At 65.5% G+C, this 26,139-nt stretch carries 23 protein-coding genes; 10 read left to right on the top strand and 13 right to left on the bottom strand.

What is annotated here, in order from left to right:
• Positions 1-25: 25 nt before the first annotated feature.
• The gene (locus R2770_06485; GenBank protein MEZ5280102.1) at positions 26-319 is read right to left on the bottom strand and encodes an ArsC/Spx/MgsR family protein; all 294 of its coding nucleotides are present in this window, start codon (positions 317-319) and stop codon (positions 26-28) included.
• Between the two features lie 235 nt (positions 320-554).
• Here R2770_06485 and R2770_06480 point away from each other — a divergent pair, with 235 nt between their 5' ends.
• The gene (locus R2770_06480; protein ID MEZ5280101.1) at positions 555-1,475 is read left to right on the top strand and encodes a hypothetical protein; all 921 of its coding nucleotides are present in this window, start codon (positions 555-557) and stop codon (positions 1,473-1,475) included.
• Positions 1,476-1,492: 17 nt separating this feature from the next.
• Here the strand turns inward: R2770_06480 and R2770_06475 are convergent, their stop codons facing one another.
• Positions 1,493-2,368, bottom strand: a complete 876-nt coding sequence (locus tag R2770_06475) for a hypothetical protein (GenBank protein MEZ5280100.1) — start codon at positions 2,366-2,368, stop codon at positions 1,493-1,495.
• 10 nt (positions 2,369-2,378) lie between these two features.
• Complete coding sequence (locus R2770_06470) at positions 2,379-4,997, bottom strand: hypothetical protein (protein ID MEZ5280099.1); 2,619 nt, start codon at positions 4,995-4,997, stop codon at positions 2,379-2,381.
• A gap of 416 nt (positions 4,998-5,413) precedes the next feature.
• Between R2770_06470 and R2770_06465 the strand changes: the two genes are divergently transcribed.
• A complete protein-coding gene (locus R2770_06465; protein MEZ5280098.1) occupies positions 5,414-7,612 on the top strand; it encodes an SdrD B-like domain-containing protein in 2,199 nt (732 codons plus the stop codon).
• Here the strand turns inward: R2770_06465 and R2770_06460 are convergent.
• The 3 genes from R2770_06460 to R2770_06450 all read right to left on the bottom strand — a co-directional run bounded on the left by R2770_06460 (position 7,587) and on the right by R2770_06450 (position 10,981).
• Complete coding sequence (locus R2770_06460) at positions 7,587-8,807, bottom strand: PLP-dependent aminotransferase family protein (protein MEZ5280097.1); 1,221 nt, start codon at positions 8,805-8,807, stop codon at positions 7,587-7,589. The genes R2770_06465 and R2770_06460 overlap by 26 nt on opposite strands.
• Positions 8,808-8,880: 73 nt before the next feature.
• Positions 8,881-9,669, bottom strand: coding sequence for a hypothetical protein (locus R2770_06455; protein ID MEZ5280096.1), 789 nt, complete (start codon positions 9,667-9,669; stop codon positions 8,881-8,883).
• Between the two features lie 13 nt (positions 9,670-9,682).
• On the bottom strand, positions 9,683-10,981 hold the full coding sequence (locus R2770_06450; GenBank protein MEZ5280095.1) for a hypothetical protein: 1,299 nt from the start codon (positions 10,979-10,981) through the stop codon (positions 9,683-9,685).
• Positions 10,982-11,152: 171 nt separating this feature from the next.
• On the opposite strand from R2770_06450, the gene selD reads away from it, so the two are divergent.
• Both selD and R2770_06440 read left to right on the top strand, forming a co-directional pair.
• A complete protein-coding gene (selD, locus tag R2770_06445; GenBank protein ID MEZ5280094.1) occupies positions 11,153-12,193 on the top strand; it encodes a selenide, water dikinase SelD in 1,041 nt (346 codons plus the stop codon).
• A gap of 35 nt (positions 12,194-12,228) precedes the next feature.
• Positions 12,229-12,894: a nitroreductase gene (locus tag R2770_06440; GenBank protein ID MEZ5280093.1), complete on the top strand. Its 666-nt coding sequence runs from the start codon at positions 12,229-12,231 to the stop codon at positions 12,892-12,894.
• Position 12,895: 1 nt separating this feature from the next.
• On the opposite strand, the gene R2770_06435 is transcribed toward R2770_06440, so the two are convergent.
• On the bottom strand, positions 12,896-13,222 hold the full coding sequence (locus R2770_06435; GenBank protein ID MEZ5280092.1) for an antibiotic biosynthesis monooxygenase: 327 nt from the start codon (positions 13,220-13,222) through the stop codon (positions 12,896-12,898).
• A gap of 2 nt (positions 13,223-13,224) precedes the next feature.
• Complete coding sequence (locus tag R2770_06430; protein MEZ5280091.1) at positions 13,225-14,046, bottom strand: aldo/keto reductase; 822 nt, start codon at positions 14,044-14,046, stop codon at positions 13,225-13,227.
• A 50-nt stretch (positions 14,047-14,096) separates the two neighbouring features.
• Between R2770_06430 and R2770_06425 the strand changes: the two genes are divergently transcribed.
• Positions 14,097-15,161: a histidinol-phosphate transaminase gene (locus tag R2770_06425; GenBank protein ID MEZ5280090.1), complete on the top strand. Its 1,065-nt coding sequence runs from the start codon at positions 14,097-14,099 to the stop codon at positions 15,159-15,161.
• A 16-nt stretch (positions 15,162-15,177) separates the two neighbouring features.
• Here R2770_06425 and R2770_06420 read toward each other — a convergent pair whose 3' ends face one another.
• Complete coding sequence (locus tag R2770_06420; GenBank protein MEZ5280089.1) at positions 15,178-16,620, bottom strand: hypothetical protein; 1,443 nt, start codon at positions 16,618-16,620, stop codon at positions 15,178-15,180.
• 57 nt (positions 16,621-16,677) lie between these two features.
• Between R2770_06420 and R2770_06415 the strand changes: the two genes are divergently transcribed.
• Both R2770_06415 and R2770_06410 read left to right on the top strand, forming a co-directional pair.
• Positions 16,678-17,061: a S4 domain-containing protein gene (locus R2770_06415; protein MEZ5280088.1), complete on the top strand. Its 384-nt coding sequence runs from the start codon at positions 16,678-16,680 to the stop codon at positions 17,059-17,061.
• 41 nt (positions 17,062-17,102) lie between these two features.
• Complete coding sequence (locus R2770_06410; GenBank protein MEZ5280087.1) at positions 17,103-18,203, top strand: hypothetical protein; 1,101 nt, start codon at positions 17,103-17,105, stop codon at positions 18,201-18,203.
• Here R2770_06410 and R2770_06405 read toward each other — a convergent pair.
• The gene (locus tag R2770_06405) at positions 18,190-19,818 is read right to left on the bottom strand and encodes a sugar transferase (protein ID MEZ5280086.1); all 1,629 of its coding nucleotides are present in this window, start codon (positions 19,816-19,818) and stop codon (positions 18,190-18,192) included. The two genes, R2770_06410 and R2770_06405, sit on opposite strands and share 14 nt — an antisense overlap.
• Positions 19,819-19,939: 121 nt before the next feature.
• On the opposite strand from R2770_06405, the gene R2770_06400 reads away from it, so the two are divergent.
• The 3 genes from R2770_06400 to R2770_06390 all read left to right on the top strand — a co-directional run bounded on the left by R2770_06400 (position 19,940) and on the right by R2770_06390 (position 23,948).
• A complete protein-coding gene (locus R2770_06400) occupies positions 19,940-21,094 on the top strand; it encodes a glycosyltransferase family 4 protein (protein MEZ5280085.1) in 1,155 nt (384 codons plus the stop codon).
• A 90-nt stretch (positions 21,095-21,184) separates the two neighbouring features.
• Positions 21,185-22,519 (top strand): CpsD/CapB family tyrosine-protein kinase, encoded by a 1,335-nt coding sequence (locus tag R2770_06395; protein ID MEZ5280084.1) that lies wholly within the window; start codon positions 21,185-21,187, stop codon positions 22,517-22,519.
• Between the two features lie 19 nt (positions 22,520-22,538).
• Positions 22,539-23,948, top strand: coding sequence for an O-antigen ligase family protein (locus R2770_06390; GenBank protein ID MEZ5280083.1), 1,410 nt, complete (start codon positions 22,539-22,541; stop codon positions 23,946-23,948).
• Positions 23,949-23,966: 18 nt separating this feature from the next.
• Here R2770_06390 and R2770_06385 read toward each other — a convergent pair whose 3' ends face one another.
• Genes R2770_06385 through R2770_06375 form a run of 3 tightly spaced genes read right to left on the bottom strand, consistent with a single transcriptional unit; the run spans position 23,967 to position 26,019 of the window.
• A complete protein-coding gene (locus R2770_06385) occupies positions 23,967-24,887 on the bottom strand; it encodes a glycosyltransferase (protein MEZ5280082.1) in 921 nt (306 codons plus the stop codon).
• Between the two features lie 2 nt (positions 24,888-24,889).
• Positions 24,890-25,618: a polysaccharide deacetylase family protein gene (locus R2770_06380; protein ID MEZ5280081.1), complete on the bottom strand. Its 729-nt coding sequence runs from the start codon at positions 25,616-25,618 to the stop codon at positions 24,890-24,892.
• Complete coding sequence (locus R2770_06375) at positions 25,615-26,019, bottom strand: hypothetical protein (GenBank protein ID MEZ5280080.1); 405 nt, start codon at positions 26,017-26,019, stop codon at positions 25,615-25,617. The genes R2770_06380 and R2770_06375 overlap by 4 nt, the downstream gene beginning before the upstream one ends.
• Between the last annotated feature and the right edge of the window lie 120 nt (positions 26,020-26,139).

Below are 26,139 nucleotides of genomic sequence, written 5' to 3'. Positions count from 1 at the left end.
TTGGGCCCGAGGCCGTCTGAGCGGCTCAGGCGTCGAGGAAGTCGCCGACGCGATCCTTGGGGCGACCGATGATGGCGCGGCCCTCGCTGACAAGCAGCGGCCGCTGAAGCAACGCCTTCTCGTCGACCAGCAGGTCGACGACTGCCTGCGGGTTCGAGACGTAGTCCTGTTCGTCGAGCTCGAGCTTCTTGAATCTGGAATCCTTGCGAACCAGGTCCTCGACGGGGTCCTCCAGAACCTCGACTATGTGCTCGAGGGCCTCGCGATCTGGTGGTGTCTTCATGTACAGGACGACTTCGTAGTCTTCGCCCTCGGTCAAACCCTTCGCCTCGGCGACCGCCAAGGCATTCTTCGAAGAGCCTCAATTGGGGTTGTGATAGATGGTTACACGCGCCATCCGCAGAACATCTCCGTGGTTAGTGGGCTCGGACCCGGATATCCGGGATGAAGATCGTAGCCTCTGAGCAAAGGAGAGAGTCGTTTTGTATCAGCCCTGTTGCGCGGTCGAGGCGGTGGGTTCTGGCGGTCGGAACAATCGCGCCCCGGCGGGCTCGATGCGGGCGCGACTGATGGTTCGCGCGGCTGTACTGGCGTTGGCAGTCGTGGCCGGTGCCTGCGGGCCCGACGACGTAGACCCGGTCAGCTCAGAGGCGAGGCGACAGGCGGCGATCGACCAAGGGGCCGACCCTGGCGGCGTCACCGCGTACCGATTCTTGTTGCCCGAGGAACGGTCGTGCTTCGACTCGATCATCGAGGATTCGACCAGAGAGGCCGCCCTCAGCGAGATCGGCCCGGATGGCGACGAGGCCCGGGTGGCGGTGTTCGAGGCGACCCGCAACTGTGTTCCCTCGCTGGTCGATCAGCAATGGTTCCAAGACGAGGTGGCGGCTCAGCTGTCGGCGGTGATGGGCTTCGAGGTCGACCGGCCGGGTGCTCGATGTGTGGCCTCCTACGTCTTTGTCAATGCGGCGGACCCGGCACGGGTGTTGGCAGTGGGCCGATCCGACGAGGCCGACCAGGTGATGGGTGAAGCGATCGGGAACTGCCTCGCCGATGATCTCGACGTCGCGTTCGACGGGTTTGCGGCCCAGATCGGCGACGATGCCTCGCTGGACGCTCTGGCGAGCGACTGCCGAAAAGGTCGCATGTTCGGCTGTGACCTGCTGTGGTTCAGGGCCTTCCGACCTGGCGAGTACCGACAGATCGCGGTCGCATGTGGCGCCGATGGCCAGGCACGCTCGCCAGAGCGCTTGTGCTCGGAGGGGCTCGAGTTGGGGCCAGATGGCCTCATCTTGGCATCGTCGGAGGGCCTCGGCAGGGTGTCCGACGAATGCAGCGAGGGCGACATGGTCGCTTGCGACCTGCTGATCGCCGCGGCGCCGAACACTTCTGACGCCAGCCTCGTGGGGGCGTCGTGTGGCGGGCGGATTGCGGTGGCTCCGGTACCCGATTGCAGGAGCAGGTTCGGGGACTGAGCCGACGGGCCCCTCGATCAACCCTTCGAAACCGGCCCCGAGTCTTCCGGAGGATTGATGATGGGGTTGTACGGCGGCGTTGGGTCGGGCGGTCGCGGAGCCGGCGGCGGAGCGAACGGGTCGAACGACGACGACTTGGGTGGAGGTCCCTGGGGTTCGGGCTCGGGTTCGGGTTGTGGGGCGGGCGCTGGCTGCTGAGCGCCTTGCGGAGTTGGAGCCTGGGATGGCGCGGGCCAAGCCGGCGGAGGCGGCGGTGGCTGCCACCCGTCTTGTGCGGCCGGGGGCGGAGCTTGCCATCCGCCGGGGGCGGGCGGTTGCCCCCACGAGGCCATAGGAGGCTCGAGTCTGCGCTTGGCGCGCCTACGCCTGACGAGGGTGACTATCAGCACCACCAGGCCCGCGGCCGCCGCCAGGCCGGCGCCCCCGAACCAGGCGCCGATCCGCACGAAGAAGGGTTCGAACTCGGGCACCAGGGCGAACTCGGCGCCGACGGGTGTTGCGCTCATTTCGAAGGTTCCGGCGTCGGGGAACCTGACCTCGGCAACCCGGTACCAGGGCACGCCGTTGACCTCGAACTCGAAGTCGCTGCCCGCGGAGAACACCCTCGGTTGGGTAGATCCACCGTCGAGACGCACGATCGTGATGTCGACGTTGGCCGATCGGGTGTCGGTGAACACCGTGCGCGTGACCGGCCGGTCGGTGGTGACGGTCAACACCTGGGGGCTGGTGAAGCGCTCGATGTTGGAGAAGAGGCCGACGATGTTGGCCACACCCAGGGCGCCGAAAACCAGCGCGGCCAGCCCCAGCGCTCCGGCAATCCAGTACCAGAACTTGCCGGGCTTGACGTCTGGACTGGGCGCAGGATTGGGGGCTGCGTAGGCCTGTGCTTCCACCGACCCGAGACTACCCACTGGCGCGGCACTGTGGGGTTGTGAACTCGAGCCTTGTCGTGTTCGCGAACCGATCTGCGGTGGTTGCTTCGACCTGATAGCCATAGGTGGTCCCGCAGGCCAGGTTCTCCAGCTCGATGCTGTGCACCAGCGCTGGCTGGGTCGGCCCGATGGCGTTGGTGAGGCTCGACCCCTCACCCCATCTGACCCGCACCGCCGCCTCGACAGAGGTAGTGACCAGCACCACGGCCCGGTCGGCGTCGGTGGCGGCGTTGACGCCCACGAACCTCAGGGTGTCGTCCGGGCATGGTTGTGTGCCGAAGCTGACGTCGTTCGAGGCAGCTGCGCTGCCATCGCTGGCGCGAGCGAACACGCGCAGGTGGTACGTCGTCGAGCAGCTCAGGCCACCGATGGTCACCAGGTGACGCATGGCCTGGTCGGTCGAGTCGACGCGGCTGCCGTAGGCGGTGCTGAGGCCGTATTCGGCTGCGCCGATCGATGGCTTGTCGGTGATCCACGAAACCGTGGCCGTCACCAAGCCCGCCGTGACCTCGACGTCGGTCAACGCCAGCGGCGTCGCCGGGCCCGGGTCTGTGGGGTCGGGTCCGGGATCGGTGGGGTCCGGCCCTGGGTCGGTTCCGGGGTCGGTGGGGTCCGGCCCTGGGTCTGCGGGGTCGGGTCCCGGGTCTGTGGGGCCTGGCCCTGGGTCGGTGGGGTCTATGGGGCCGGGCCCCGGATCGGTGGGATCGGACCGGCAGGGCTGGGTAGTCGTAGACATGTCGGCGCTGTATGTCGCCGCACCAGAGCCGGTATTGGACATGACCCTCAGGTGGTAGGTCGTGTCGCAGCGCAGACCGTTGAGAACCATCTGGTGGTCGGTCGTCCGGGCCGGCGAGTACACCGCTGCGCCGTAGGTTCGGTCGACGCCGAAGATCACCAACGAGTCGGCTCGCACGTCGGTTTTCCAGGCCACGACCACGGCAGTGTCACTTGGCCGCACGTCGATGTCGATCAGGTCGGCGCCTTCGCAGTTGTTGGTGCGGAACTCGCCCGGCTGTGCATCGGTTGTCACGCCCGCGGCGGAGATGGCCGAGATCGAATAGAGATAGCTGGTTCCGCACTGGAGATCGTTCAGCACGAGCCGCTGGCTGACGCCAGGCACCGAGCTGGACACCTGTCGGTCGAGGCCATCGTTGGCGGCCTCGACACTGTCGAAGCGGACAACTCCGGTTCCCGGAAGGTCGGTCACCCAAACCAGCGTCGCGGAAGTCTTCGATACGTCGGCGACCTTCTCGTGGATGACTCGCAGCGGGGGAGTTGCGGGTTCTTCAGGGTCGGTGGTGGTCGGGGGATCGATCTCGATACCCGAGCCGCATGCAAGCGTGGATGCCTCCAGCGGCTGCTCGACCCTGGCCCCCGTCGCCGAGATCACCTCGATGCGCAGCGAGTAGTCGGTGCCACATTCCAGTTCGTAGATGTCGACGCGGTGGGCGACACCCGCGTCAGGGGTCGCCAACACCGTCCAGGCGGGTTCGACGCCGGCCGGGTCGCGGATCAGCGCCCACGCCACCTGGCCGCCGGTGACGACGTCTGTGGTCCACGAGACGGCCAGGCTCGTCTCTCCCAGCTCTACCACTGGATCGGCAATGGCCGGTGTCGGATTGTTGGGTGTCGCGTCCTGGCCGGGCAGGCCGGGGATGGGGTCGGTCTGATCGCACGCGGGCGTCGAGAACTCGCCCGATACCGAGAACTCGGCACCGAGCGGGTCTGTTGCCCCGAGGACGTATGGATAATCGGTGGCGCAAGAAAGGTCTGTGAGATCGACCCGATGTGTGGTGCCCGCAACCGTATCGAAGGTGCCCACCGCCTCGACGTCGACCCACGAGTCGGCGAACGCTGCGGTCGTCCACGACAACGTCGCCGTGGTGGATCCGACGTCGACCCCCACGTCGGAGATGAACGTCTGGCATGCCGTGGTGGTCAGCACGTTGTCGTCGGAGGATTCGAACAGGCCATCGACCGTTCGGGTAATGGCTGCGAAGTGATACGAGGTCGAGCACTGAAGCCCCTCGAGCTTCACCTGGTGTACATCGACCGCCAACTCACCTGGCTCGGTCACGACCGAGCCGTAGGGCAGTTCGCGGCCGTACACGATCGACCCGAACCCGGGGGCTGCCGACCGCCAAGTGACGATCGCTGTGTCGCGTCCCACTTCGACCTCGGGCACACCCATGTCTGGCGCCGGGTCGCCTGGGGGTTCACATTCGGGTGTGACGTGGGTGTGGCCGGCGCTATTGGCGACGACCGCGTCTGGGCCCACCATCACCACCTCAAAGTGGTAGGTAGTGCCACATTCGGCGTCGATTATTTCGACCCGGTGGGTAGTGGCCGGGGTGGCCTTCACCGCAGCCCGTCCGTAGGTCGTGTCGGTACCCCACAACAGGGTCGATCGAGCAGCGTCGTCGATAGTCCACTCGACCACCAGCACCCCCGGGGTCGTGTCGTCGAACCTCAGGTCTACGAGCTGGGCTGCAGATGCCGGTGCAGGGACCGCTGCGATCGATACCGCTGCTATGAGCGCGACGACAAGTGTCGCCCGAAGGGCAGAAAAGAGGTCGCGGGCCGATGCCATGCTCTCCGATCGGAGGCAAGTGGTGCCGGCTCAAGGCAACGGCGTCGACAACCCGTCAGAAAAACTGAGCCCCGGGGGGCGCTTTCAGATGGCGATCGCCAGGGCCACGAGGCTGGAAATGACCACGGCGACCACGATCGCCACGGTGCCGGCGAACAGCAGAATGAAGTCGTCGTCTTCGGCCATCGGTGGTGATCCTCGGGTGGTCGGCTCAGCGGACTCGTGAATCCTAGTTGAACCCTCGGCACGTTGCCAGCAACCCTTCGAACGGGTTGATTTCGAGCCCGATAGTGCCGATGGGTGGCCGTTACGAGTGTTCGTCGAACGGAACCGAACCCATGACTCAGCGGCAGACATTGCGAGAACGCGGAATCCGGTTGGCCCTGCTGGGGTCGCTCGGTGCCATCGTCGTTTCGATGCAGGCTAACCCAGCCGCGGCCGCCGACCTGTCGGCCCAGAGCACGGGCGTGCTGGGGGACAGGGTCTGGCTCGACGCAGACTTCGACGGAGTGTTCGACATCGGTGAGGTCGGCTTGGCTGGTGTCACCGTAGATCTGGCCTGGAACGATGGCTCGCCTCAAACGGCGTCGACAACCACAGACGCCGACGGCTTGTGGTCGGTGGGTTCGCTGGCGTTCGACGTTCCGATCACGGTCACCGTCGACGCTTTGACCCTGCCTGGCAACGTCACACCCACCCACGACTTCGACGACTCGGTGCTGTCGGGCCCCATCGGCACTCCACACAGCGCCGAGGTGACGCTGACAGCCGGGTCACCGACCAACCTAGCCCTCGACTTTGGCTACCTGGGCCAGGGCGAGGTCGGCGACACGCTGTGGTTCGACATCGACGGCGACGGAGCGGCGGCCCCGGCCGTCGAAGACATCTTGCTGGAAGGCGTCGACGTCACCGTGACCTGGCCCGGTGCAAACGGGGGCACCGACTATGTGGTCACTACGACCACCGACGAGAACGGATTCTGGGTGGTCCAGGGCCTTCCCGAAGGCAACGTGACCGTCGACATCGACAGCCTCACATTGCCCACGGGTCTGGTAGGCACCCTCGACCCCGACGGGGGCTTCGACAACACGGCCACGGTGGCCTTGATCGACGACGGGGGAACGCTGGCCGACGAGACGATCAACTACGCGGTCGATTTTGCCTGGACCGGTGGCGCGAGCATCGCCGACCTGGTCTGGTACGACCTCGATGGTGATGGGGTGAAAGACCCCAGCGAGAGCGGCATCGCATCGATGACCGTCGAGGTTGTCTGGTATGACCTGCAGGCCAATCCGCACACGTGGAGCGCTGTCACCAACGGATCGGGCATTTATTCGATCGACGGGCTCCCGGCCGGATTCCTTTCGGTGTCGGTGCCCACGGCAAGCGGCAACGGCCTGGTGCCTACCTACGACGTCGACGAGGCACACGACGGCACTGCGAACATCTCGCTGACGGCGGGTCAGGATCGCACCGATGTCGACTTCGGGTTCCGCGATTCGGCAGACGTGCGCGTTGCCGTTTCGAGCGCCGAAGACTTCCGGTTGGGTGAGACCAACAAGTGGACTATCGATGTCGACAACCTGGGTCCGGGCAACGCAAACGCACCGTTGACGGTGTCGGTACAGCTTCCCGACGGTGCCTCATATTCGGGAGTCTCCGGAACTGGCTCGGCTTCGTGGAGCTGCACCCCACAAGCCGCCCCAAACGACCACCTGGTCGATTGTGACTATCTAGACGGTGCCATGGCCGACTCGACGAGCACCTCGTTCGATCTCGAGGTCGGTATCGCCGCCAACGCGGTACCGACGGCGAACGTTCAGGTTTCGGTGCAGGCCAGCTCGTCCGACGCAGTCCCTACCAACAACACCGATACCGACAACGCGCCGGTACCGTTCGCCGAGCTGGATGTGACCATGACCAGGCTCGACGACCTGGTCGCCGGCTCGCTGGTGACCTATCGCATGGGCGTCACCAACGTCGGACCCTCGCCTACATCGGGTGGTGTCACACTGGTCGACGATCTGCCGGTGGGTCTGGCCTATGACTCGTTCAGCGGAGATGGCTGGTCGTGCGGCCCGTCCAACGGCGATGTTGTGTGTATCCATCTGGGCCTGATTCCGGTGGGGTTGACGGCCAACGTCGATCTCGAGTTGTTGGTGGTGGGGTCGGCCGGAGAGTCGGTCTCGAACACGGTTACCGTCACCGGTGGCAACGAGGTCAATGGCAGTCCACTCGATGCGGGTGCTGTTCAGGCGGTGGTCGGCATCGTCGACGACACCCTGAACGAGACGATCCAGACCGGTGGAGGCGCCACCACCACTACAACGACGAGCACGACGACCACCACCACACCCGGTGGCTCGACCACGACGACTTCGCCCGGTGGCTCGACCACGACGACTTCGCCCGGTGGGTCGACCACGACGACAGAAGGTGGCGTCGGCGCTGGAGCGGGCGACCTCGACGGAACACCCAGCGAGCTGGCCCGAACCGGTATGGACATCGGCATGCTGCTGATGCTCTACACGGTGGTGGCTATCAGCATGGGTTCGATTCTGGTGTTTGCCACACGGCCGATCAGGCGACCTAAGGGGTCGAACCCCATCGCTTGATCGCCTCGTCCAGCCGGTTGGCGGCGGTGGCCAGCTCTTCTGGTGACGCCGTTGCGAAGCTCAGCCGCAGGTGAAGGGGCCTGGGCTCGTCCACGGCGAACGCCGAACCGGGCACGAACGCAACCCCGGTCTCGAGCGCGATGGGCAGTAGATCGGTGGTGTCGCGGCCGGGGTGTTCGGCCTCGTCGAGCCTGGCCCACAAGAACATGCCCCCATGGGGTTCGGCGAAGCGCATGCGCGAACCAAACACGTCGCGAAGAGCCGCGGACAGGGCGTCCCGACGGTCTCGGTACCAGGGCACAAGGCTCTTCTCGTGGCGGTCGTACCATGCCGAGTCGCTGAGAAGCTCGAGTGCGACATGCTGGGTCAGTGTCGATGTGTGCAGGTCGACGGCCTGTTTGGCGATGACGATGGCCTCGATGAGCTTTGGGGGGCCGATCAGCCAGGCAACCCGCAGCCCGGGGGCGAGGGTCTTCGACACCGTCCTGACCCTGATGACGCGATCTGAGATCGACGCCATGCTGGGCAGGGGATCACCCTCGAACCGCAATGCACCGTACGGGTCGTCCTCGACGATGAGGAACCCATACTGATCTGCCAGTTGGGCCAGGTGTCTGCGCCTGTCGGCCGAAAGGGTTGCCCCGGTGGGGTTTTGGAAGTTCGGGTTGGTGTAGACGAACACCGGCGAGAGGCCCTGGTCGAGCATTGCGGCCAGGTGTTCGGTCTTCATGCCGTCGGCATCGACCCCGACACCCACGATGCGTGGCCCATAGGCCCTCACGGCCTGAAGTGCGCCCAGATACGCCGGGTCGTCGGCCACGACCACGTCGCCAGGGTCCAAGAGCACCCGTCCGATGAGGTCAAGAGCCTGCTGGCTGCCCGTGGTGACGACCAGTTGAGCAGGGTCAGCAGGAGCGTCGACCGATTCGCGGGCGGCCAGCAGCTCGCGCAAGTCGGTGACTCCTTCGGTGAGGCCGTATTGCGCAGCGGTGGCGCCGTAGCGGGTCAGCGACCGCTCGGCCGCCCCGGCGATCTTCTCCAGCGGGAACAGGGCGGGCGCCGGGATTCCGCCGGCCAGCGAGATCACGTCTTCGCGGTCGGCGTGGCGAAGCAGGTCGCGGATCACAGACGATGTGGCCGACTTGGCTCGGGCGGAGAGCAGGTCGGCGACTAGCTGGTCGGTCTGGTCGTTCATCGGCAGATTCTGCGCAAAGCGCGGAGGTCCGGTGTGGCCACGAGTGGCCCAGTCGTCGAGCTCGGCCAACAGATCATTGCCATGCAATCGTGATCGAACCGGTCAGCGACTCGCCGGGTTGGAGGATGTGCGGGTCGATGTTGGGTTCGTTCGGTGGGCCGCTTTGCGGCTCCACACAAAAGGCGTTCTGGGGCTCGGTGTACACCACCCAGTGGTCGAACGAAGACGAGATGGTCACTGTCAGCGCATTCGGCCAGTCGATTACCGGGTCGAGTAGCAGGTCGACCAGGCACGTGTCCCATGGCTGGGCCGGTACCGGGCCGAGCGCTCCTGTGGGAAGGAGGGTCTCGTCGGTGAGGTACGACGATTCGGCCAGTATCGACAGGGCTGCCTTCTTTCCCCTCGCTAGCTGGCGTCGGAACCACGGATGCCATCCCAGCATTGCCGGCATCGGTACATCACCTGCGGTTACCTCGCCGTGAACGGTCAGGTACTGGGGCGTCAACTCCAGACGTTGGGTTACCCGACCTCCGAAGGGCCACGGTTTGGGCAGTTCGACCGTCATTGTGGTGTCGTCGACCACGGTCCAGTCGATGTCGTGCACCAGGCCGTGAATTGCGTGAGGGGGATGGGTCAGGGGGAAACGGTGGATCTTGTCGGTCCAGGTGAGGCGACCTCTACCCAGGCGACCACACCACGGAGCCATCGGGAACAACCCCCACCGGGTGATGCCCGCTGGTTCGGCCTCGTGCTGGGCCAGGATCAGTTCCATACCGTCGACGCGCAGCGACGTTATCCGGCCTCCGAAAGTGTCCATCTCGACGCTGGCCGAGTGCTTGTTGCCTTCGCATTCGAGCTTCATTGTGCGAAGTCTGTCACCTGGAGGTCGCCGGACCCGACCGCCAGTCGGCTCGTGTGGTTTGGTTTGGTGGTTTGCCGGCGCGTTTTCGTTGCCGTGGTGGTGGTTTGGTCCATTCGCTGATGACGGTGCCGTGGGCGTCGTGGAGTCGCCACTGGTCCGGTGTGTCTCCCATGACCAGCCGTGCGTTCTTGGCGTGCAAGCGGTCGTGGTGGTGTGGGCATAGCAGCGCGAGGTTGTCGAGGTTGGTGGTTCCGCCGTGTTCGCGGTGGTGTAGGTGGTGGGCTTCGCAGCGTGTGGCTTCGGTGTTGCAGTGCTTCCAGCGACATGTGCTGTCGCGTGTGGCTAGGGCGAGTCTTTGTGTTGGTGTGGCGTAGTCGACGTCGTATGCCAGGTCCAGCAGCCGACGGTCCGCCTGCTGAAACCAAGCATTGATCTGGGCCCGGCACAAAATCCCCCGAGCGATCGATGCCGGCACCTGGGCGCCGTCGACGGTGTAGACCAGCCCGTCCGACCTTGCGAGTTGGTCGATGTCGACGATCAGGTTCACAGAACCAGCAGCCTTCTGCCTGACGCCCTCGGTCGGGTCGGCTTGGTCGGCTGCCGGGAGGAGGCCGCCTGTGAGCATGCTGGCGATCACGTCAGCACCACGCTGCTGGTGGCTGCGACGCTTTCGCGGGTCTGTGATTGTTCGCATGTCGTGGTGGAACGCGGCGCGTTCGCGGCGGTCGTATTCGGTTTTCAACGCAGCACCGGTGACTGGGTCGAGGGTGGCGGTGAACCAGATCATGTCTTCACCGTCGATGCCACACGACCCACGCCTGCGCCTGCGTTGACGCGCCAGCCGCTCTTCGGGATCCTCGCGGGTCTGCTCGCGTTCGGCCTCACGAACTGCCGCCCTGGTCTCGTCCGCCGACTGGGTCATCGCGTCGGCCAACAGGCGGGCTTTGATGTCGTCGGGCAGATCGGTGTTGGTCAGGTAGTCGGCTTGTTCGGAGTTGATCTCCCCGGCTTCCAACGTCTCCGCGACATCGGGATTTGCTGTCAGACGCCGTGACCTGGCTTCGGCCTCGCGTTGGGCCTTACGTGACGGTGCAGGCGGCCCAGGATCTGGCTTGGTTCCACCCTCCGACTGCTTGCCCTTGCGGTTGGCAGCACGTTGACGGGCCTTGGTCAGGGCGTTCAGCAAACGAGCCTCGTGGCCATCTAGGCGGGCGCGCACACGACGAACACCACCAAGCTCGGCCTCGAGCCCGGCCACATCCATCACCTCTAGTTCGTCGGCGCCGCTCAGCACCACCCGCACCTCTGTCACGCCACAAACCCTAAACAGGGGGTGGGACACCCAACCCAAGTCCACTGAGCGGCGTCAACCGAAACCCCAGTTGTCGCTAAGAGCCGGACGCGAAGACACCCTCGGCACGGTGCGACGAGTTGCGCCCGAACGCGGGTACCGTCTGGACCACGACGGAAGGGGGTGAATGACATGGGAGATGAGAACGCAGCGCGCCTCACGCAATACAGCCACGGCGCTGGTTGAGGCTGCAAACTCGCTCCAGGCGAGTTGGCGCAGGTCGTGCGCCATCTGAACGAACTGGTTCCTGACGAACTCCTCGTCGGAACCGCAACCGGTGACGACGCCGCCGTGTGGCGCCTAGACGCCGATCGAGCCCTTGTCGCCACCGCCGACTTCATCACACCGGTGGTCGACGATCCGCGCATCTGGGGCCGCGTGGCCGCCGCCAACGCGGTGTCCGATGTGTACGCAATGGGCGGACGCCCCCTGTTTGCCCTGAATCTGGTGGGGTGGACCACTGCCCTGCCCATCGAGATGTTGGCCGAGGTGCTGGCCGGGGGCCTCGATATCGCCCAACAGGCAGGTTTCGTGATCGCCGGCGGCCACACCATCGACGACCCCGAACCCAAGTACGGCATGTCGGTGACGGGCGAGGTGCACCCAGACCGAATCCTCACCAACGCAGGACTGCGAGCCGGACAGGTTCTGGTTCTCACCAAGCCGTTGGGCGTGGGTGTGATCACCACTGCCATCAAGGCCGACAAGGCAACCGCCGAGGTGGCAGATGCGGCAGTGCAGTCGATGACCCGCTTGAACGACGTTGCGTCGCGAGTGGCCATCTCTGCGGGTGCCACGGGATGTACCGACGTGACCGGTTTCGGTTTGCTTGGCCACCTGGGCCGTATGGCTGTCGAGTCTGGTGTCCGGGCCGTGGTCGATTTCGCCTCGCTGCCGATGCTGCCAGGGGCGGTCGAACTCGCCGAGGCCGGCATGGTTCCGGGAGGCAGTAGGCGCAACCTGCTTCACGGCGCGGCACTGCTGGATGCCGGCGAAGCAACCGAACTGCAGAAACTCCTGGTCGCCGACGCCCAAACCTCGGGCGGCTTGGTCTTTGGCGTAGATGCCGACCAGGCCCAAAGTGTGGTCGACGAGCTGGTCTCGACGGGACACGGCGCTGCAGTCATTGGCGAGGTCGAGGCCGGTGACCCCGCGTTCGTGTTGCGCTGGTGAGGTGAGCCTGCGGGCCGCCGGTTAACGTTCGCCGGATGGATCTCGAGCAAGCCATACGAACGCGCCACTCCGTCCGGGCTTACCTAGACAGCGAGGTACCCGAAGACGAGATCGCCGACATCGTCAGGGTCGCCGCCCTGGCACCTTCCAGCAGCAACGTGCAGCCATGGCATGTGGCCGTCGTGTCGGGCGCGGCGCGGCGCAAGCTGGAAGACGAGCTGGTGGCCGAGGTCACCTCGGGCACAAAGCCATACCCCCACTTTCGCCCCGGTGCCGTGGGTGTCGAGGGTGCATACATGGAGCGCAAACGCGAGTGCGGCTTCCTCTACTACGACGCGCTGGGTATCGAGCGAGGCGACCGCCCCGAGCGCGAGCGGGTTGCCCTGCTGAACTGGCGTTTCTTCGGAGCGCCCCACGCGATGTTCGTCTCGATGCCAGCAGCGATGGGTGAGGTGAGCGGCCTGGATGTAGGCCTGTTCCTGCAGACCCTGATGCTGACCATCCACGCGCGGGGCCTTGGCTGCATTCCACAAGGTGCGTTGGCCCAATACCCGGGACCCGTCAAGAGGCTCGCCGACATACCCGAGGGCAACGAGATCCTCTGTGGCCTGTCGTTCGGTTACCCAGACCCGTCCGCACCCATCAACGACCTGCGCATGCCGCGCAAGCCGATGGGCGAGACGTTGTCTTTCACCCGCTGAATCAGTCGGCCCTGAACTCGTAGTTGCGGCTCACCTGGGCCACCCTGGTCGAGTACGAGCTATAGAACCGCTGGGCGCCCGCCAGCTGGGCCTCGAGGTGCTCTGCGACCCCCTTCCAGGCGACGATGTCGTCCTCGGAGCGCCAGTACGAAACGGTTATCCCCTTGCCGTCGGGTCCGCGAACCGAGTCGATGCCCAAGAAGCCGGGCTGCCGGGATGCCAGCTCGACCATGTCACCGGCCATCTGCTCGTAGCCCTCAGCGTCGTCGTTGAGCTGGTTGGTGAAGATCACCGCCCAATAGGAGGCGGGCAGGTCGGGTGTTCGCACCTTCAGGTCCTTTCGTGGCCGGGCCTGCGCCACGGGCTCTTGGGCGGGCTGACCAGGCGGTTGTTCTTGTCGGTCGCGTCGATGAGGGCCACGTCTTCGGCGTCGAGGCGCACTTGGCCAGCGGCCAGGTTCTCGACCAACCGGTGGGGTTTCGACGTCTGGGGTATCGCCGAGACGCCAGGGTGCGAGATGACCCACGCCAGAGCGACCTGTGCGGCCGTTACGCCGTGGCGTCGCGCCACCTGGGCGCAGGCCGCGTCGTCGGCCACCAGACCTCTGGCGATCGGGCAGTAGGCCGTGATGTGGATACCCAGCTGCTTGGCCTGTTGAAGCAGAGCGGTTTGGTCCAACAGGGGATGGAACTCGATCTGGTTGACCTCTATCGGCGCGTGATCGACAGCGAATGCGATCTGGTCGACCTCGAAATTGCTGACGCCCACATGGGTCGCACGACCATCGGCACGAAATTCGGCCAGGACCTCGAGGGTGGCAGCCATGGTGTCCCACTCGACGGGCCAGTGGATCAAGAGCAGGTCGACGCGATCCACTCGCAGCTTCGCCAGGCTCGCTTCGAACGACCGGCGCATATCGTCTGGCCGATGGTTGGGATCGTCGATCTTGGTCGTCAGCCAGATGTCGTCGCGCGGCACCGTGGTCTCGGCCAGAGCTCTTCCCACCGCATCTTCGTTGCCGTACATCTGGGCGGTGTCGATGTGTCGGTATCCGAGTTCGAGCGCTTCTAGCACGACCTGGGTTCCGGAAGACCCCGACAGTCTCCAGGTGCCCAGCCCCAGCAGCGGAATGTCGATCGTCGGGTCGTTCACCCTCTCGACGCTAGCGTTCGTGACCGCCGCTGTGAGTACGATCGGCAGCCATGATCGGTCGCCCACGTGCAGAGGTCTCGGCGGTTGCGGGCTATGTGCCCGGCAAATCGAAGGAGGCCGTAGAGCAGGAAACCGGAATCACCGACGTGGTGAAGCTGGCGTCGAACGAACGCACCGCACCACCTGCGTCGGCGGTTTCGGAGGCTATGGCGGCAGCGGCCGGCCAAACCAACCGCTATCCAGACAACCGTGCTGTCGAGCTGCGCAGCTTGCTCGCCGCTCGCCTGGGCGTCGATATCGACTCGATCGCTGTCAGCTCGGGCTCGGTGGGTTTGCTACATCAGATCACCGCCGCGTACGCCGGTCCGGGGCGCGAGGTCGCTTATCCGTGGCGCAGTTTCGAGCTGTATCCCATCTTCACCAAGCTCAGCGGGGCCCGAGAGATAGCCACACCGCTCGACGGCGGATGGGCCTTCGATGTGCAGGCGTTGGTCGACGCGGTGACCCCCGACACCACCCTGATCAACCTGGCCACCCCCAACAACCCCACCGGCACCGCACTGACGCCTGCCCAGCTGCAATACGTGATCGACTCTGTTCCCGACGACGTCATCATCGTGGTCGACGAGGCCTATCGCGAGTATGTGGTGGCCGACCTCTGGGACCCTGTCGCCCTGGTGGCCGCCCACCCCAACGTGATCCACCTGAGGACATTCTCCAAGGCGTATGCCCTGGCCGCAGCCAGGGTCGGCTGGTGCCACGCCCACCCCGAGGTCATCTCGTGCATCCACGCCACGCAGCCGCCGTTCCCGGTGACAAACATGGGTCTGGCGGGTGCAGCCGCTGCGCTGGCTGACGCCGAGGCCCTCGAATCCCACGTGGAAGAGGTCATCTCCGAGAGGGCCCGGGTCATCGAGGTGTTGACCGGCCGAGGCTGGCAGATCCCCGGCTCGCAGGAGGGCAACTTCGTGTGGCTGCCCACCGCCGACGCGCTGGATCTGACCGCCGAGCTGGAACGAAAGGGTGTGATCGTGCGCCCATTCGCCGGCGAGGGGATCAGGGTCACCATCGGCCAGCCGCACGAGAACGACCGATTCCTGGACGCCTGTCCCTAGCAGCTGCCCCCTGGGCTTATGGATCGCACGAGTCGAAGCCTTCGGTGAACCCGGTGCGCAGGGCGGCCACGGCCTCGAACAAGAACCCGTCACCCAGCCGATCCTGGTTGGTCTCGACGATGCGGATCATGGTCAAGACCGCTTCGTCCATATCGCCGGGCGACAGGCTCAGGTTGTCGGGCGAGATCCGCTCGTCGAAGAACACCAGAGGGGCGAACGCGGCTCCGGTCAGGCAAGCCTGCTGCAGCAGAGCGCCCTCGCCCTCGGAGGGCAGGTTGTTGAGGACCTGATGTCGCTTTGCGAACATCAAGCCCATAGCGGTGCCGGTCGCGTTGTCACCGATACTGCGGTGGGCGTTGCGCCAGCCGTCGAGGTCGCCGGCCGACAGCTCCATCGCCTGCCAGTCGTCGTTCAGATCGGCGTAGACCGAGTTGAGATAGGGGCTCACCAGCGAGATCAGGTCGTTGAACGGAAGGTTGCCGCCGCTCTGCGCTTCCTCGAACGTCGAGAACGGGAACTCGGTTATGGGCAGGCTCAGCTCGGGATATTGGGCGCAGTAGCCGACCCCACGGTCGAAGCCGTCCTGAAAGGCCCTGACCCGGTCGAACCCCGAGCCGTGGGCCTGGGAATCTGCAGCCGACGAACCCGGGTGGTCGCGAAAGCTGACGGTGGCGCCCACCGCAGCGTCGAGACCAGCCGCGGTGTCGAACGGGGCGATCGAGCGCTCGGCCGCCCAGGCAGCGTACGCACCGGCGACACAGTCGGCCTGCTGCTCGAGAATCAGGGTCGGGTTGTTGATGAAGCCGGCCTGAAACTGTGCTGCGTGGCCCATCTCGTGGGCCAACACGACCGTAGGCCCCGTGACGCCGTACTGGTCGAACAACTCGGCGAAAAGGTCGTCGTCGTCCCACACCACCAACTGTCCTTCGGGGCACACGGCGGCAAAGGCGTTGTCTTCCACGTCGCGAGCCGAGATGTTTGCGAGATCGCACGCCGGAAGGTCGCGGGTCTGGTCGGAAACGGCGACGATTCGGTCGCGGTCGAGTGGTTCGAAGCTGCCGGAACCGGCGAACTGGGTGAAGTTCTCGTCCCAGAACGACTCGATGAGGACCACCACCTCACCCCACGCGCCCGCAGAGGGTGGGGGAGTGGTGACAGGCTCGGGAACGTCCGCGGGCGGCGCCTGGTCGGTCGATTCGGTGGTGGTCGTGCGGTCCTGGGTGGTGAGTGGGATGTCGAGGTCGTCGGAACTGGTCGGTGTAGCGCCGTCGCGACCGGCGCCCGGCGAAGTCTCGGTGGTTTGGGGAGCGGTGGTCGTGGGCAGCCCGGCGCGTGCGTCGACGACCCCGTCGCCACCTGTCACCGCCGAACACGAGGCGGCCAAGGCTGCCACTATCGCCAGCGCTCCGACGAGCGGGTTCGGCGACCCGCGACGTTTGGCTCGGATGCGGCTAATCATGCCCAGTCAACTCCTCCACACGTTCGATCGGTTCCCCGTGCTGGCATCATGGCTCATGTGAGCGGCGAGGTCAGGGTCGATGTGTGGCTGTACTCGATTCGTGCCTATCGGACCCGCACGGCGGCCACTGAAGCCTGCCGCTCTGGCAAGGTGAAGGTGAACGGCGATCCTGCCAAGGCCGCTCAGCGGGTGGGGCCCGGCGCAGTTGTCGAGTTCAAGCGCTCGGGCGATTTGCGCGTCTTCGAGGTCGTAGAGACGATCTCGAAGCGTGTCGGAGCCGACCGCGCCTCGCAGTGCCTGATAGATCGCACCCCCGTGAGCGATACCTCCGATGTCGACCCGGTGGTGCCCGCCGCCGAACGCCAGCGAGGAGCGGGGCGCCCAACCAAACGGGACAGGCGTCGAATCGAGTCGTTCACCAAACGCTCCGATCGAAGCTGAACTGGTCAAGTGTGGGCCCCTGACGTGCCGATCAGGACGCCATGGATGCGGCAGTTTCCCCGCGCTCGCCGGCCGGGCGCCGACGAAGCGACCAGACCCACGAGTTTCACGGTCGTGCTGTGGTGGTCGACGCCAGCGGCAGAAGGCTGGCGCTGGGCGGGCTGACCCGCGAGCTGAAGTGGTGGCGGGGCCGCCGGTCGATTCTTCCCGCATACCTGGACCTGGTGATGTCGGCCAGGGGCATGGGCCCCAGCAGCCAGCTGCCGTTGCGGTCGGCCGACCTGGCCAGTCTGGGAGCCGTTCTGGCCGTGCCGTCAGGCACGGTTCAGGTTCAGCTGCGCTCGACCCTGCGCCGAACCGTCGCCGGGACGCGCCAGAACGTGCTGACCCGCACCGTTTTGCCGGCCGCAGGTGCGGCCACAGCAGCGGGTGCCGGCTCAGCCCTGTACCTGTCGATGCGCTCTGAGGTTCCAGCCGACGCACCACAGAGCAGCCTTGCGGTGCTAGAGGTTGTGGGCCAGGCCGCTCCGGCTACAACGGCGCCGGCGCCTACCCTTGCCGTGCCCGGAACCCCAGTGACAGAGCCCGGGCCCGAACCGACCGACACCGCGCCGCCAGACACCTCGGCGCCTGTAGACAACTCGGCTGCGCAGCCCGATGCGGTCCCCTCGGGTGCAGCAGCGGTGGAGCAGCTGGGTACGGCCCGGTACGAACAGGTCGGCCAATCTGCGCTTCAGCTCTTGACCTACGACTGGCAGGCCGAACTACCGGGTTGGACCATCGAGTTCTTGCCGGGCCGCGAAGGATTGCTCGGCTACGCGTTCTTCGACGAGCGTCGCATCGAGGTCTATGTGCGCGACACCCACACGCCCGAGAACGTCGCGGCCACCGTTGCCCACGAGATTGGACACGCGGTCGACGTCACCCATCTGACTACCGAAGAACGTGAACTCTGGCTGGACACACGGGGGATTGACGTCCCATGGTGGCCGACCGAAACGACCTCGGACTATGCGTCGGGTGCCGGAGACTGGGCCGAGGCGTTCTCGGTTTGGCAGGTGGGCGAGATCTCGAGGTCGCGGGTCGCCGAGCAACCAACAGCCGAAGAGATACGGCTGCTGATCCGACTCAGCGAAGACTGACAGCACCCTCGGCGCTGTCGGCAGACTGTGCATTCGCCCCAACATCGGCCTCCGCGGCCTCGCCGTCGGCGATCGACGCGTCGTCTGTGCCCACCTCTGGTGTGCTCTGAGTGTGCATGTCGGCGGCGCTGTCGGCGGCCTGAGAGGGCTTCTCGGGGTGGGTGCGGCTGCTGACGGCCTTGACCACGCGTGCCAGGATCGACTCGACGGTCTGCAGGATGATGATCAGGTCGAAGGTGACAGACCAGTTCTCGACATAGTGCAGGTCGAGGCGCTTGTAGGCCGAGAAGTCGGGGTTGTCTCGGGCCTCGACCTGCCACAGGCCGGTGATGCCAGGACGCACCAGGTTGCGGGCATGCAGTTCGGCATCGAACATCGCCGCTTCTTTCGGCAGCGCCGGGCGGGGGCCCACCAGGCTCATGTCGCCGCGCAGGACGTTCCACAGCTGCGGAAGCTCGTTCACCGACGTGACGTCCATGAACCGCCCCACCGGCGTGAAGCGGGGGTCCTTCTCCATTTTGAACAGGGGACCGCTTCGCTCGTTGCCCTGCTTCTTCTTCAACTCTTCGAGCTTGGCCTCGGCGTCCACGCACATGGTGCGGATCTTGATCATGTTGAAGTGTTCGCCGCTGCGGCCGATGCGCTCCTGCTTGAAGAAGGCGGGGCCTCGGTCGGTGAGCTTCACCACCACAGCGAAGAACAAGATCACCGGCCCAGCGAACAACAAACCGAACAGCGACAACATGATGTCGATCGCCCTCTTGATGGCCAGCTGCCACCAGGCCAGGGTGAGCTGCTCGAGGTAGATCATCGGCTCGTGGGCCAGCGGTTGGGCGCGGAGTCGGCGGGTGGCTATGCCCCGCAAACCCGACGTGATCTGAACGTGCACGCCCAACGACAGCAGCTCGCGGACCAGGCGGTTCAGGACCGGGCTGGGCAAGGCGGTGGACGCCACCAGAACACCCGAAATGGGGCGGGTGCCCACGATGTCGACACACTGATCTGCGGGCCCTGCGTACAGATGGTCGAGCCCGTTCTTGGCGGCCAGATTGGCGTCGCCGTACACGGCAGCGACCTCGAGGCCGATCTCGGTGTGGGTGTTGAGCAGGTCGTATAGACCTCTCGCCTCGTCGTTGGTGCCGACGATGATGACGTCGCGCCTGTATTCGCCGGCCGCGCGACGCGCCGTCAACCAGGCCCTATAGGCCGAGCGCCCGATGATGAGAAATACCAGCATCAGCAGGGCGCCCAGAGCGGCTTCTTTGGCCGCGACCTGGCCATCGAGAATCTCGGCACCCAGGCCAGCCGCCAGACCGGTCAGCACCGACACGCGGAAGATACGTGTGAGCTCGACCGCGCGAATGCTGGAGACCCTTGCGAGGTACAGCTCCTGGCTGGCCATCAGCAGCAGGGCCGCGCCGGTCAGAGCGACGGTGACCACCACGCCCGTGGTGCTGGACCGACCCGACACCGGCACCCGCTGGAAGAAGACGAGGGCAACCGCCCAGGCCAGGAAGATGGCTTCGGTGTCGATGAAAACCAGCACCCACCGCAGCCACAACGAGCCGGCCGGACGCTTGGTGCTCGAGAGTGCACCTGGGCGGAAAGGGGTCATCGGTTGCACGTTAGTTCGTCGATTCTCGCCGTGGACCGCATCGCAAACCCATCGGCACGGGTGCTGTTGGTTGTAAGGACCAAGCCATCACTTCGCCCCACGGCGCGTTACCTTCTCTACGGTGCGCTTGTTAGTAGTCACCCACACAGACGGGGCCTGGGGCGCCGAGCAGCGTTTGGCCGAGTACCTGCCTCACCTCATCGACTCGGGCATCTCGCCCACCTTGTTGGCCCCGGCCGAGGGTGATTTCACCAGCAGGTTCCGTGCCGCAGGCGGAGACGTCGAGCTGATGGACCTGGGGTCGCGCGTCGGACTTCGATCTGCCGACGGAGGCAGGCCCGGCCCCATGGCCCTGGCCGGTGAGCTGAAGCATGTCGCCGGGGCGGCCAGGCGCCTGGCTCGCGTGGCCAAACGATTCGACGTCGTCCAGTCGCACAGCAGAACAGCTCACGTCGAGGTCGCCATGGCCGGCAGGTTCGCCCGCAAGCCGACCGTTCTCGACCACCACGATGTCATCGCCGAGGGCATCGGCCGACGGGCCATGCAACTGGCGGCCAACCTCGCATCGACGACAGTGGTCAACAGCTCTTCTACACGCGAGTCGGTGCCCGGCGTGGCCGACAGCAAGCTGGTCGTGATCAACCCGGCTGTCGATCTCGACCGCTACACGGGCAGGGTCGAGCGCTCTGTCCAGTTGCGCAGCGAACTGGCCGGTGGCGACTGCGACGATTCGACCATCTTGGTCGGGATCCTCGGCCGAATCGATGTCGAGAAGCGCATCGAAGTGTTGCTGCGAGCGGCCGAACAACTGGACATGCCGCAGCTTCGCATCGTCGTCGTTGGGGCCGCGCTGGCCGGAGACGACTATTTGGACCGACTCGAGACCGGCGACCTGAGTTCGAAGGTCGGCCGGGTCGAGTTCGTCGGTGCACGTTCGGACATCCCGGAGGTGATGGCGTGCCTCGATGTGGTCGTCTCTACATGTCCAGTCGAGGCGTTCGGCCGAACCCTCTTGGAGGCCCAGGCCAGCAGGGTTCCCGTGATCGGGCCTGACCTGTCGGGTGTCAGGGACATCGTGCGCACCGCAGAGACCGGCTGGTTGTTCAGGCCAGACGACGTGTCCGACCTGGCCAGCGTTCTCGGTGACCTGGCCCTTCGGCTAGACGCAGCCGAGACCAAAATGGTGGTCGAGCGAGCCCGCTCCCAGGCCGAAGGATTGGGAGTGGCCCAGCAAGCCATGGCTTTCGCCCGTGTATATCAAGACCTGGTCGTTTGACCGGGAGAGACGACCGTCGACGTCTACTATTGACCAAACCGCTGGTGGGCTTCGGTTGAAACTCGGGCCGAACTGACGACTTGGAGTGACATGGATCTTCGCGACCTGAGACTTGCCCTGCGCCGCAACTGGGTCGCAGCCATCATCGCATTCGACATCTGCATCATCTTGGGCGTGATAGCGGCGTTTCTTCCCGCTTCGACCTATCGGGCCACCGCGACGTTGTCTGTGCAACCCCGCGTGATCGAGGGCAACAGCTCCGACCCGGCCAGGCTCACCAGCTTTGTTGTTCCCATCGTGGTCGAGACCGCCGAGTCTCGGGTGCTGCGAGCCGAACTCCGCCAGAGGCTGCCCGTCGATGTCGCGGCGCTGGGCGTCGACGTCGAGGTGCAGGTGCTGTCGTCGATTCTCTACGTGCAGACCTCGACCAGTTCAGCGGTTGGGTCGCAGGTCTGGGCCAACGCTGTAGCCGATGCCATCATCACGAACAACGAGGTCAGCAATCTCGTCGACATCAAGATGATCGATCCCGCCGCCGTTCCCAGCAGTGCGGCTGCACCCAAACCGGTGCCGATCATGCTGGCCGCCACGGCGCTGGGCCTGATCGCCGCGCTGCTCGTGGGCGTGCTCGTCGGACGAATCCGCGAAGCATTCGACAATGCCGAGGCGATCAGACAGCGGCTCGGCACCAGCGTCATCGGCGAACTTCCCCGCCTGCGCCAACTGAGACGCAACGACAGGGCGTTGCTGGAGATTCTGGAGGAGGGCTCGACCAGCCTGGGCGAAGCCTTCAAGAGTCTGCGAGGCAACCTCGAGTTCCGAATCGCCACAGAACAACCCAAGGCCATCGCCGTCAGCTCGTACCAGATGGGTGAGGGCAAGAGTTCGGTGGCTGCAGGCGTCTCGTGGGCGCTGGCCTCGGTCGGTCATTCGGTCATTGCGATCGACGCCGACCTGCGCCGGCCGGCGTTGCATCATCGCCTCGCCACCGCCATGGGCCGAGGCCTGGCCGACATGGGATCCAAGGACATCAGCGAGCTGCTGCGCCCCACCAGCGCACGCGGACTCAGACTGCTGCCCGCCGGTCTTCCCGACCGCTCTCCCGCCGACGTTGTGGCCGTCAACCTGCCCAAGGCCATAGCCGCGGCACGCCAGAATGCAGACGTTGTCGTGGTCGATGCGCCACCGCTCGAGATGGTGGCCGAAACCCGCCAGGTCATCGCTCATGCCGGTCACGTGATCCTGGTCGTCGACGCGGCCTCGGTGAACCTCCCCGAGTTGGCGGCAGCGGTTGCCGAGCTGCGCGAGCACGGCGCCATCTTGCTCGGCGTGGTGATCAACCGGGTTCGCAGGCGCTGGTGGGCCCGCTCGCACGGCTACTACAACTTCAACCAGAGCGGCGCGGGCCTGACCACCGGTGCCTGAGAGTCTTACCCCTCTGGTTTTGGCCGCTGCGCTAATCGGCCTCGGCGTCAGCCTGGCGCTTTTTCTGAAGCTCGAGCGCAGCGGCAAACCCGAGACAGCGGTTCGTCTGCTTGCGATCATTCTCATCTTCGAACTGCTGGCGGCGCCCAACGAGGCAGGCCAGCCGGTCGGCTTGTTCCGGGTGCCCGTCGGTGTAGATCTGCGACCAGGCGACTTCATCATCCCGGTCGCAGTGCTGGCGCGCATCCTGGCTAGACCCCTTCCGCACTGGATAGGCGTCCCGGCGATGCTGTGGGCGTCGTTCTACGCCTGGTACTCGGTTGCGGTCGTCACCGGCATCGCCTGGGGCAATCCGATGTCTGATGTGATCTTCCAGTCGCGATCGATCGTGTCGCTGGCGGGCGCCATGTTCGTCGCCGCGGGCGTGGATGCCTCGAAGATCTTTGCACCCGAGTCGATCGCCCGGTTCGGACGGTTCTTCGGTTGGATCGCCGTCGTCATCGCAGTGGCCCACCTGACGCTCACGCCGTTGTCTCTGAATGTGCCCGTGTTCGCGGTGAAACAGCTCGGGATATTGGGCGGTGACGCTCGCACCGTCCTGCCCGTGTTGGGCATGTTCACTTTGGCAGCAGAGGTTCTGAACCAGCGGCGGCGCCCGTCGGTCCTCATCCCTGGGGCTGCGGTGTTCATGACTCCCTTTGTTGCGGTTCAGGCCGGTCCGTACCTTGCTGCACTGACCTTGGTGCTGCTGGTGGTGGGTTTCTCGCTGACCTCGACCTGGAGGCGCCGGGTGGGTCTGAAGGCGCTCGACATAGCCATTGTGGGCTCGGCCTTGGTCACACTGGGCGCGGCCTCGATCTTCTTGTCGGGCGGGCAGAGCCCCGCAGTGGTTGCCCAGTTCGAGGACGCCGTGCTGTCCGACTCGCAGCAGACCACCACGAACGAGCGCTACCAGCTGTGGGACGAAGCGGTCGAGAAGTTCTACGAATCGCCTGTGTGGGGCTATGGCGTCGGGGTCAAGGGCACCATCGAGCGGTCTTGGCCCCAGCCTTCGGGCAAGGCGACGTTTCACAACATCATCTTCGACATCTCGATGCGGTCGGGAGGTGCAGGTGTCTTGTTGTTCCTCGGGTCCCTGGTGGCGACGGTTGTAGCCGCGCTGTTGGTGTGGTTCAGGTGCCGCAACGACACGGTCGCCGTCATGTCGCTGGCTTGCATGTTGGGCATGACCGCAATACTCAGCCGTGGCGGCGTCAGCTCGATGCTGGAAGCCAGCCGCATGAGCCTCGCCGTTGGCCTGTTGAGCGGGCTCATACTGTCGGGCTGGCGCTACATGAAGGTGGACGAGGCCCGTCAAGAACGCCTCGAAGGGTCGCAGTCGGGGTTGCGGCTACCCGAAGAGGGTCCGTTCGAGTACGCCAACTCGTGATCTGACGGCGGCGCCGGTTCAGGAACCGTGGTGGGTTCGATACTCGTCGACCCGCGCGCCGAACAGCCCGGCCAGCATGCCCACCCCATACATGAATCTCATTCGACCCTTGAGCCGACCGACCTCGTCGCGGCCGACCCATCCCCGGGCGGTCTGCACCAGACCGGCCAGCATCTCGTAGCAGCCGGCTACGATGCGCTTGGCGTACCTCGATGGCCCACCGCCGGTGAGGCGCAGCGTGGTGCTGCGGTTGGTTCCGCGGCGGCGCTGGCGCTTTAGCAGCCACTCCTTGGTGACCCTCGACTGCGGGTAGAGCTCGTAGGTCGTGGCGGCCGTGGTGCAGCGGATCTGGTGGCCCTCGTTGTGCAGCTCTGCGAACAGTTGCAGGTCGCTGCCACCCGAATACCTGAGCCTCGTGTCGAACGGCCCCGGCCGGCCCGCCAGCAGCTCGGCATCGACCATCGAGTTGGCGGTTGTGGCGAAGTCGATGCTGGCACCGTCTTCGCGGATTCGCCTCTGGAACGCTCCACTGTCGATGGCCCACCGAGGTGGATCTTCCTCGAATTCAGAGATGATCGTGCCGGCGATTATCGGTGCATCCAGGCGAGCGCGCGCCGAGGCGATCCCGACCAGCCACTGTTCGTCGACCCTCTCGTCGTCGTCGACGAACAGGATGTGGGTCGCTCCCAGGTCGAGGGCGGCACGGACGCCTCGATTTCGCACGAACGGAATGCCGCGCTCTGGTTCGATCTCATAGTGGGTTTCGAGCAGCGAGGCATATTGATCGACGATGTCGCGAGACGAACCCTCGGGGTCGTTGTCGACCACCACCACCAACAGCTCGGCGCCCTTTGGTACTTCGGCCTCCGCGATGCTCGACAACAAACGGTCGAGGCCCTTGGGTCGGCGGTAGGTCGCAACCGTGACTCCGAGCTTCATGGTCAGGCGATTTCCTTGGATTTGAGAGCGGCTCTGGCCATCGACTCCAGCAGGCTGTTGGCGCCGGCCAGCGGCGGGTTGATACGAGAAATGGTGAGGGTCGACCGTTGCTCCGGAGTCGTTGCCGACGATGGTTGGTTGGCCTCGTCTCCCACCAACACGATGTGTCTGGAGCCCGCAGCCGAGCCGAACCACTCGACCGCGCCTGGCGCACGCCGCCCAGACCGATCGAAGGGAGCCACCCAAACGGTTGTTTCGGCGCCGAGCTTCTCGCGCAGGCGCACCTCGGCCCGTTCGAACTGTTCGGCCGTCTGATCCAGGCCTGAGGCCTCCAGCAGGGGATAGTGATCCGAGCTGTGGTTGGCGATCTCCCAGCCCTCGCGTTGCAGTTCGACGATTTCGTCCCAGCTCATGTACAGACGGTTGTGGTTCACCACGGGGTGACCGTCGCTGAGCCTTCGGTACATCTCATCGATCCGGGCGACCGATTTGAGATCGAACCGGTCCATCGTCTGGTCTCGCACGCGGTCGGGGCTGACGCCCAGCTCGGCGGCGACGAGTTCGACATGACCGTTGGAGGCAAGCCAGCACAGCTGCGACCGCCAAAAGGTCGTCTCACCGTCGGTGAACGGCGGGTTGATTGCCGCCAGGCCGGTCGTACCTGCCTCGCTCAGGATCGGTGCGGCATACCTGCCGACGCCTTGATATCCGTCATCGAAGCTGAACGTCACGACGGGCCCGAGAGACGTCCCGCCTGGAACGCATCGAGTGCCTCTCGCCATCCGAGCAGCTCTGCCTGGTCGGCCACAGCAGCGACATGCGAACCGAAGACGTCGGTTGGGTGTGTCAGCCCCAGGCCGCGAAGCATCGGGTGTTCCGACCATCCGACATCGTGGTAGCACAGGACATACCAGGCGTTGGGCAGCACTTCAGAACCTCGTCGACTCTCTGACCAGGTCGCTCCAACGGCGACCGGTGTGTACCTGCCTTGGCACCAGGCGGAGGCGGGCGACGGCACGTTGGTGTGCTTGGCGATCAGCATCTGCGGGTCGGCCGAGGCGCAGCCGGCAACCAGTTCTGCACCGGCCTCGGCCAAGCGGTCGTGTACGGCAGCGGGCGAATCGTCCGACACCAGCGGGGGTTGGTCTTCAGGGTGGTGAAGCCCTCGGGTGTCGACAGAGAAACGACAACTGCGACCCTCGAGAGATCGCGGTGGTACAGCGCGGCGGGTATCGGCGATCTGATCGAGGTG

The sequence above is a fragment of the Acidimicrobiales bacterium genome (assembly GCA_041394185.1).
Lineage (GTDB): Bacteria > Actinomycetota > Acidimicrobiia > Acidimicrobiales > Poriferisodalaceae > JAAETH01.
Note: the sequence above shows the minus strand (reverse complement) of the source record. Positions and strands in the feature narration are given on the sequence as shown.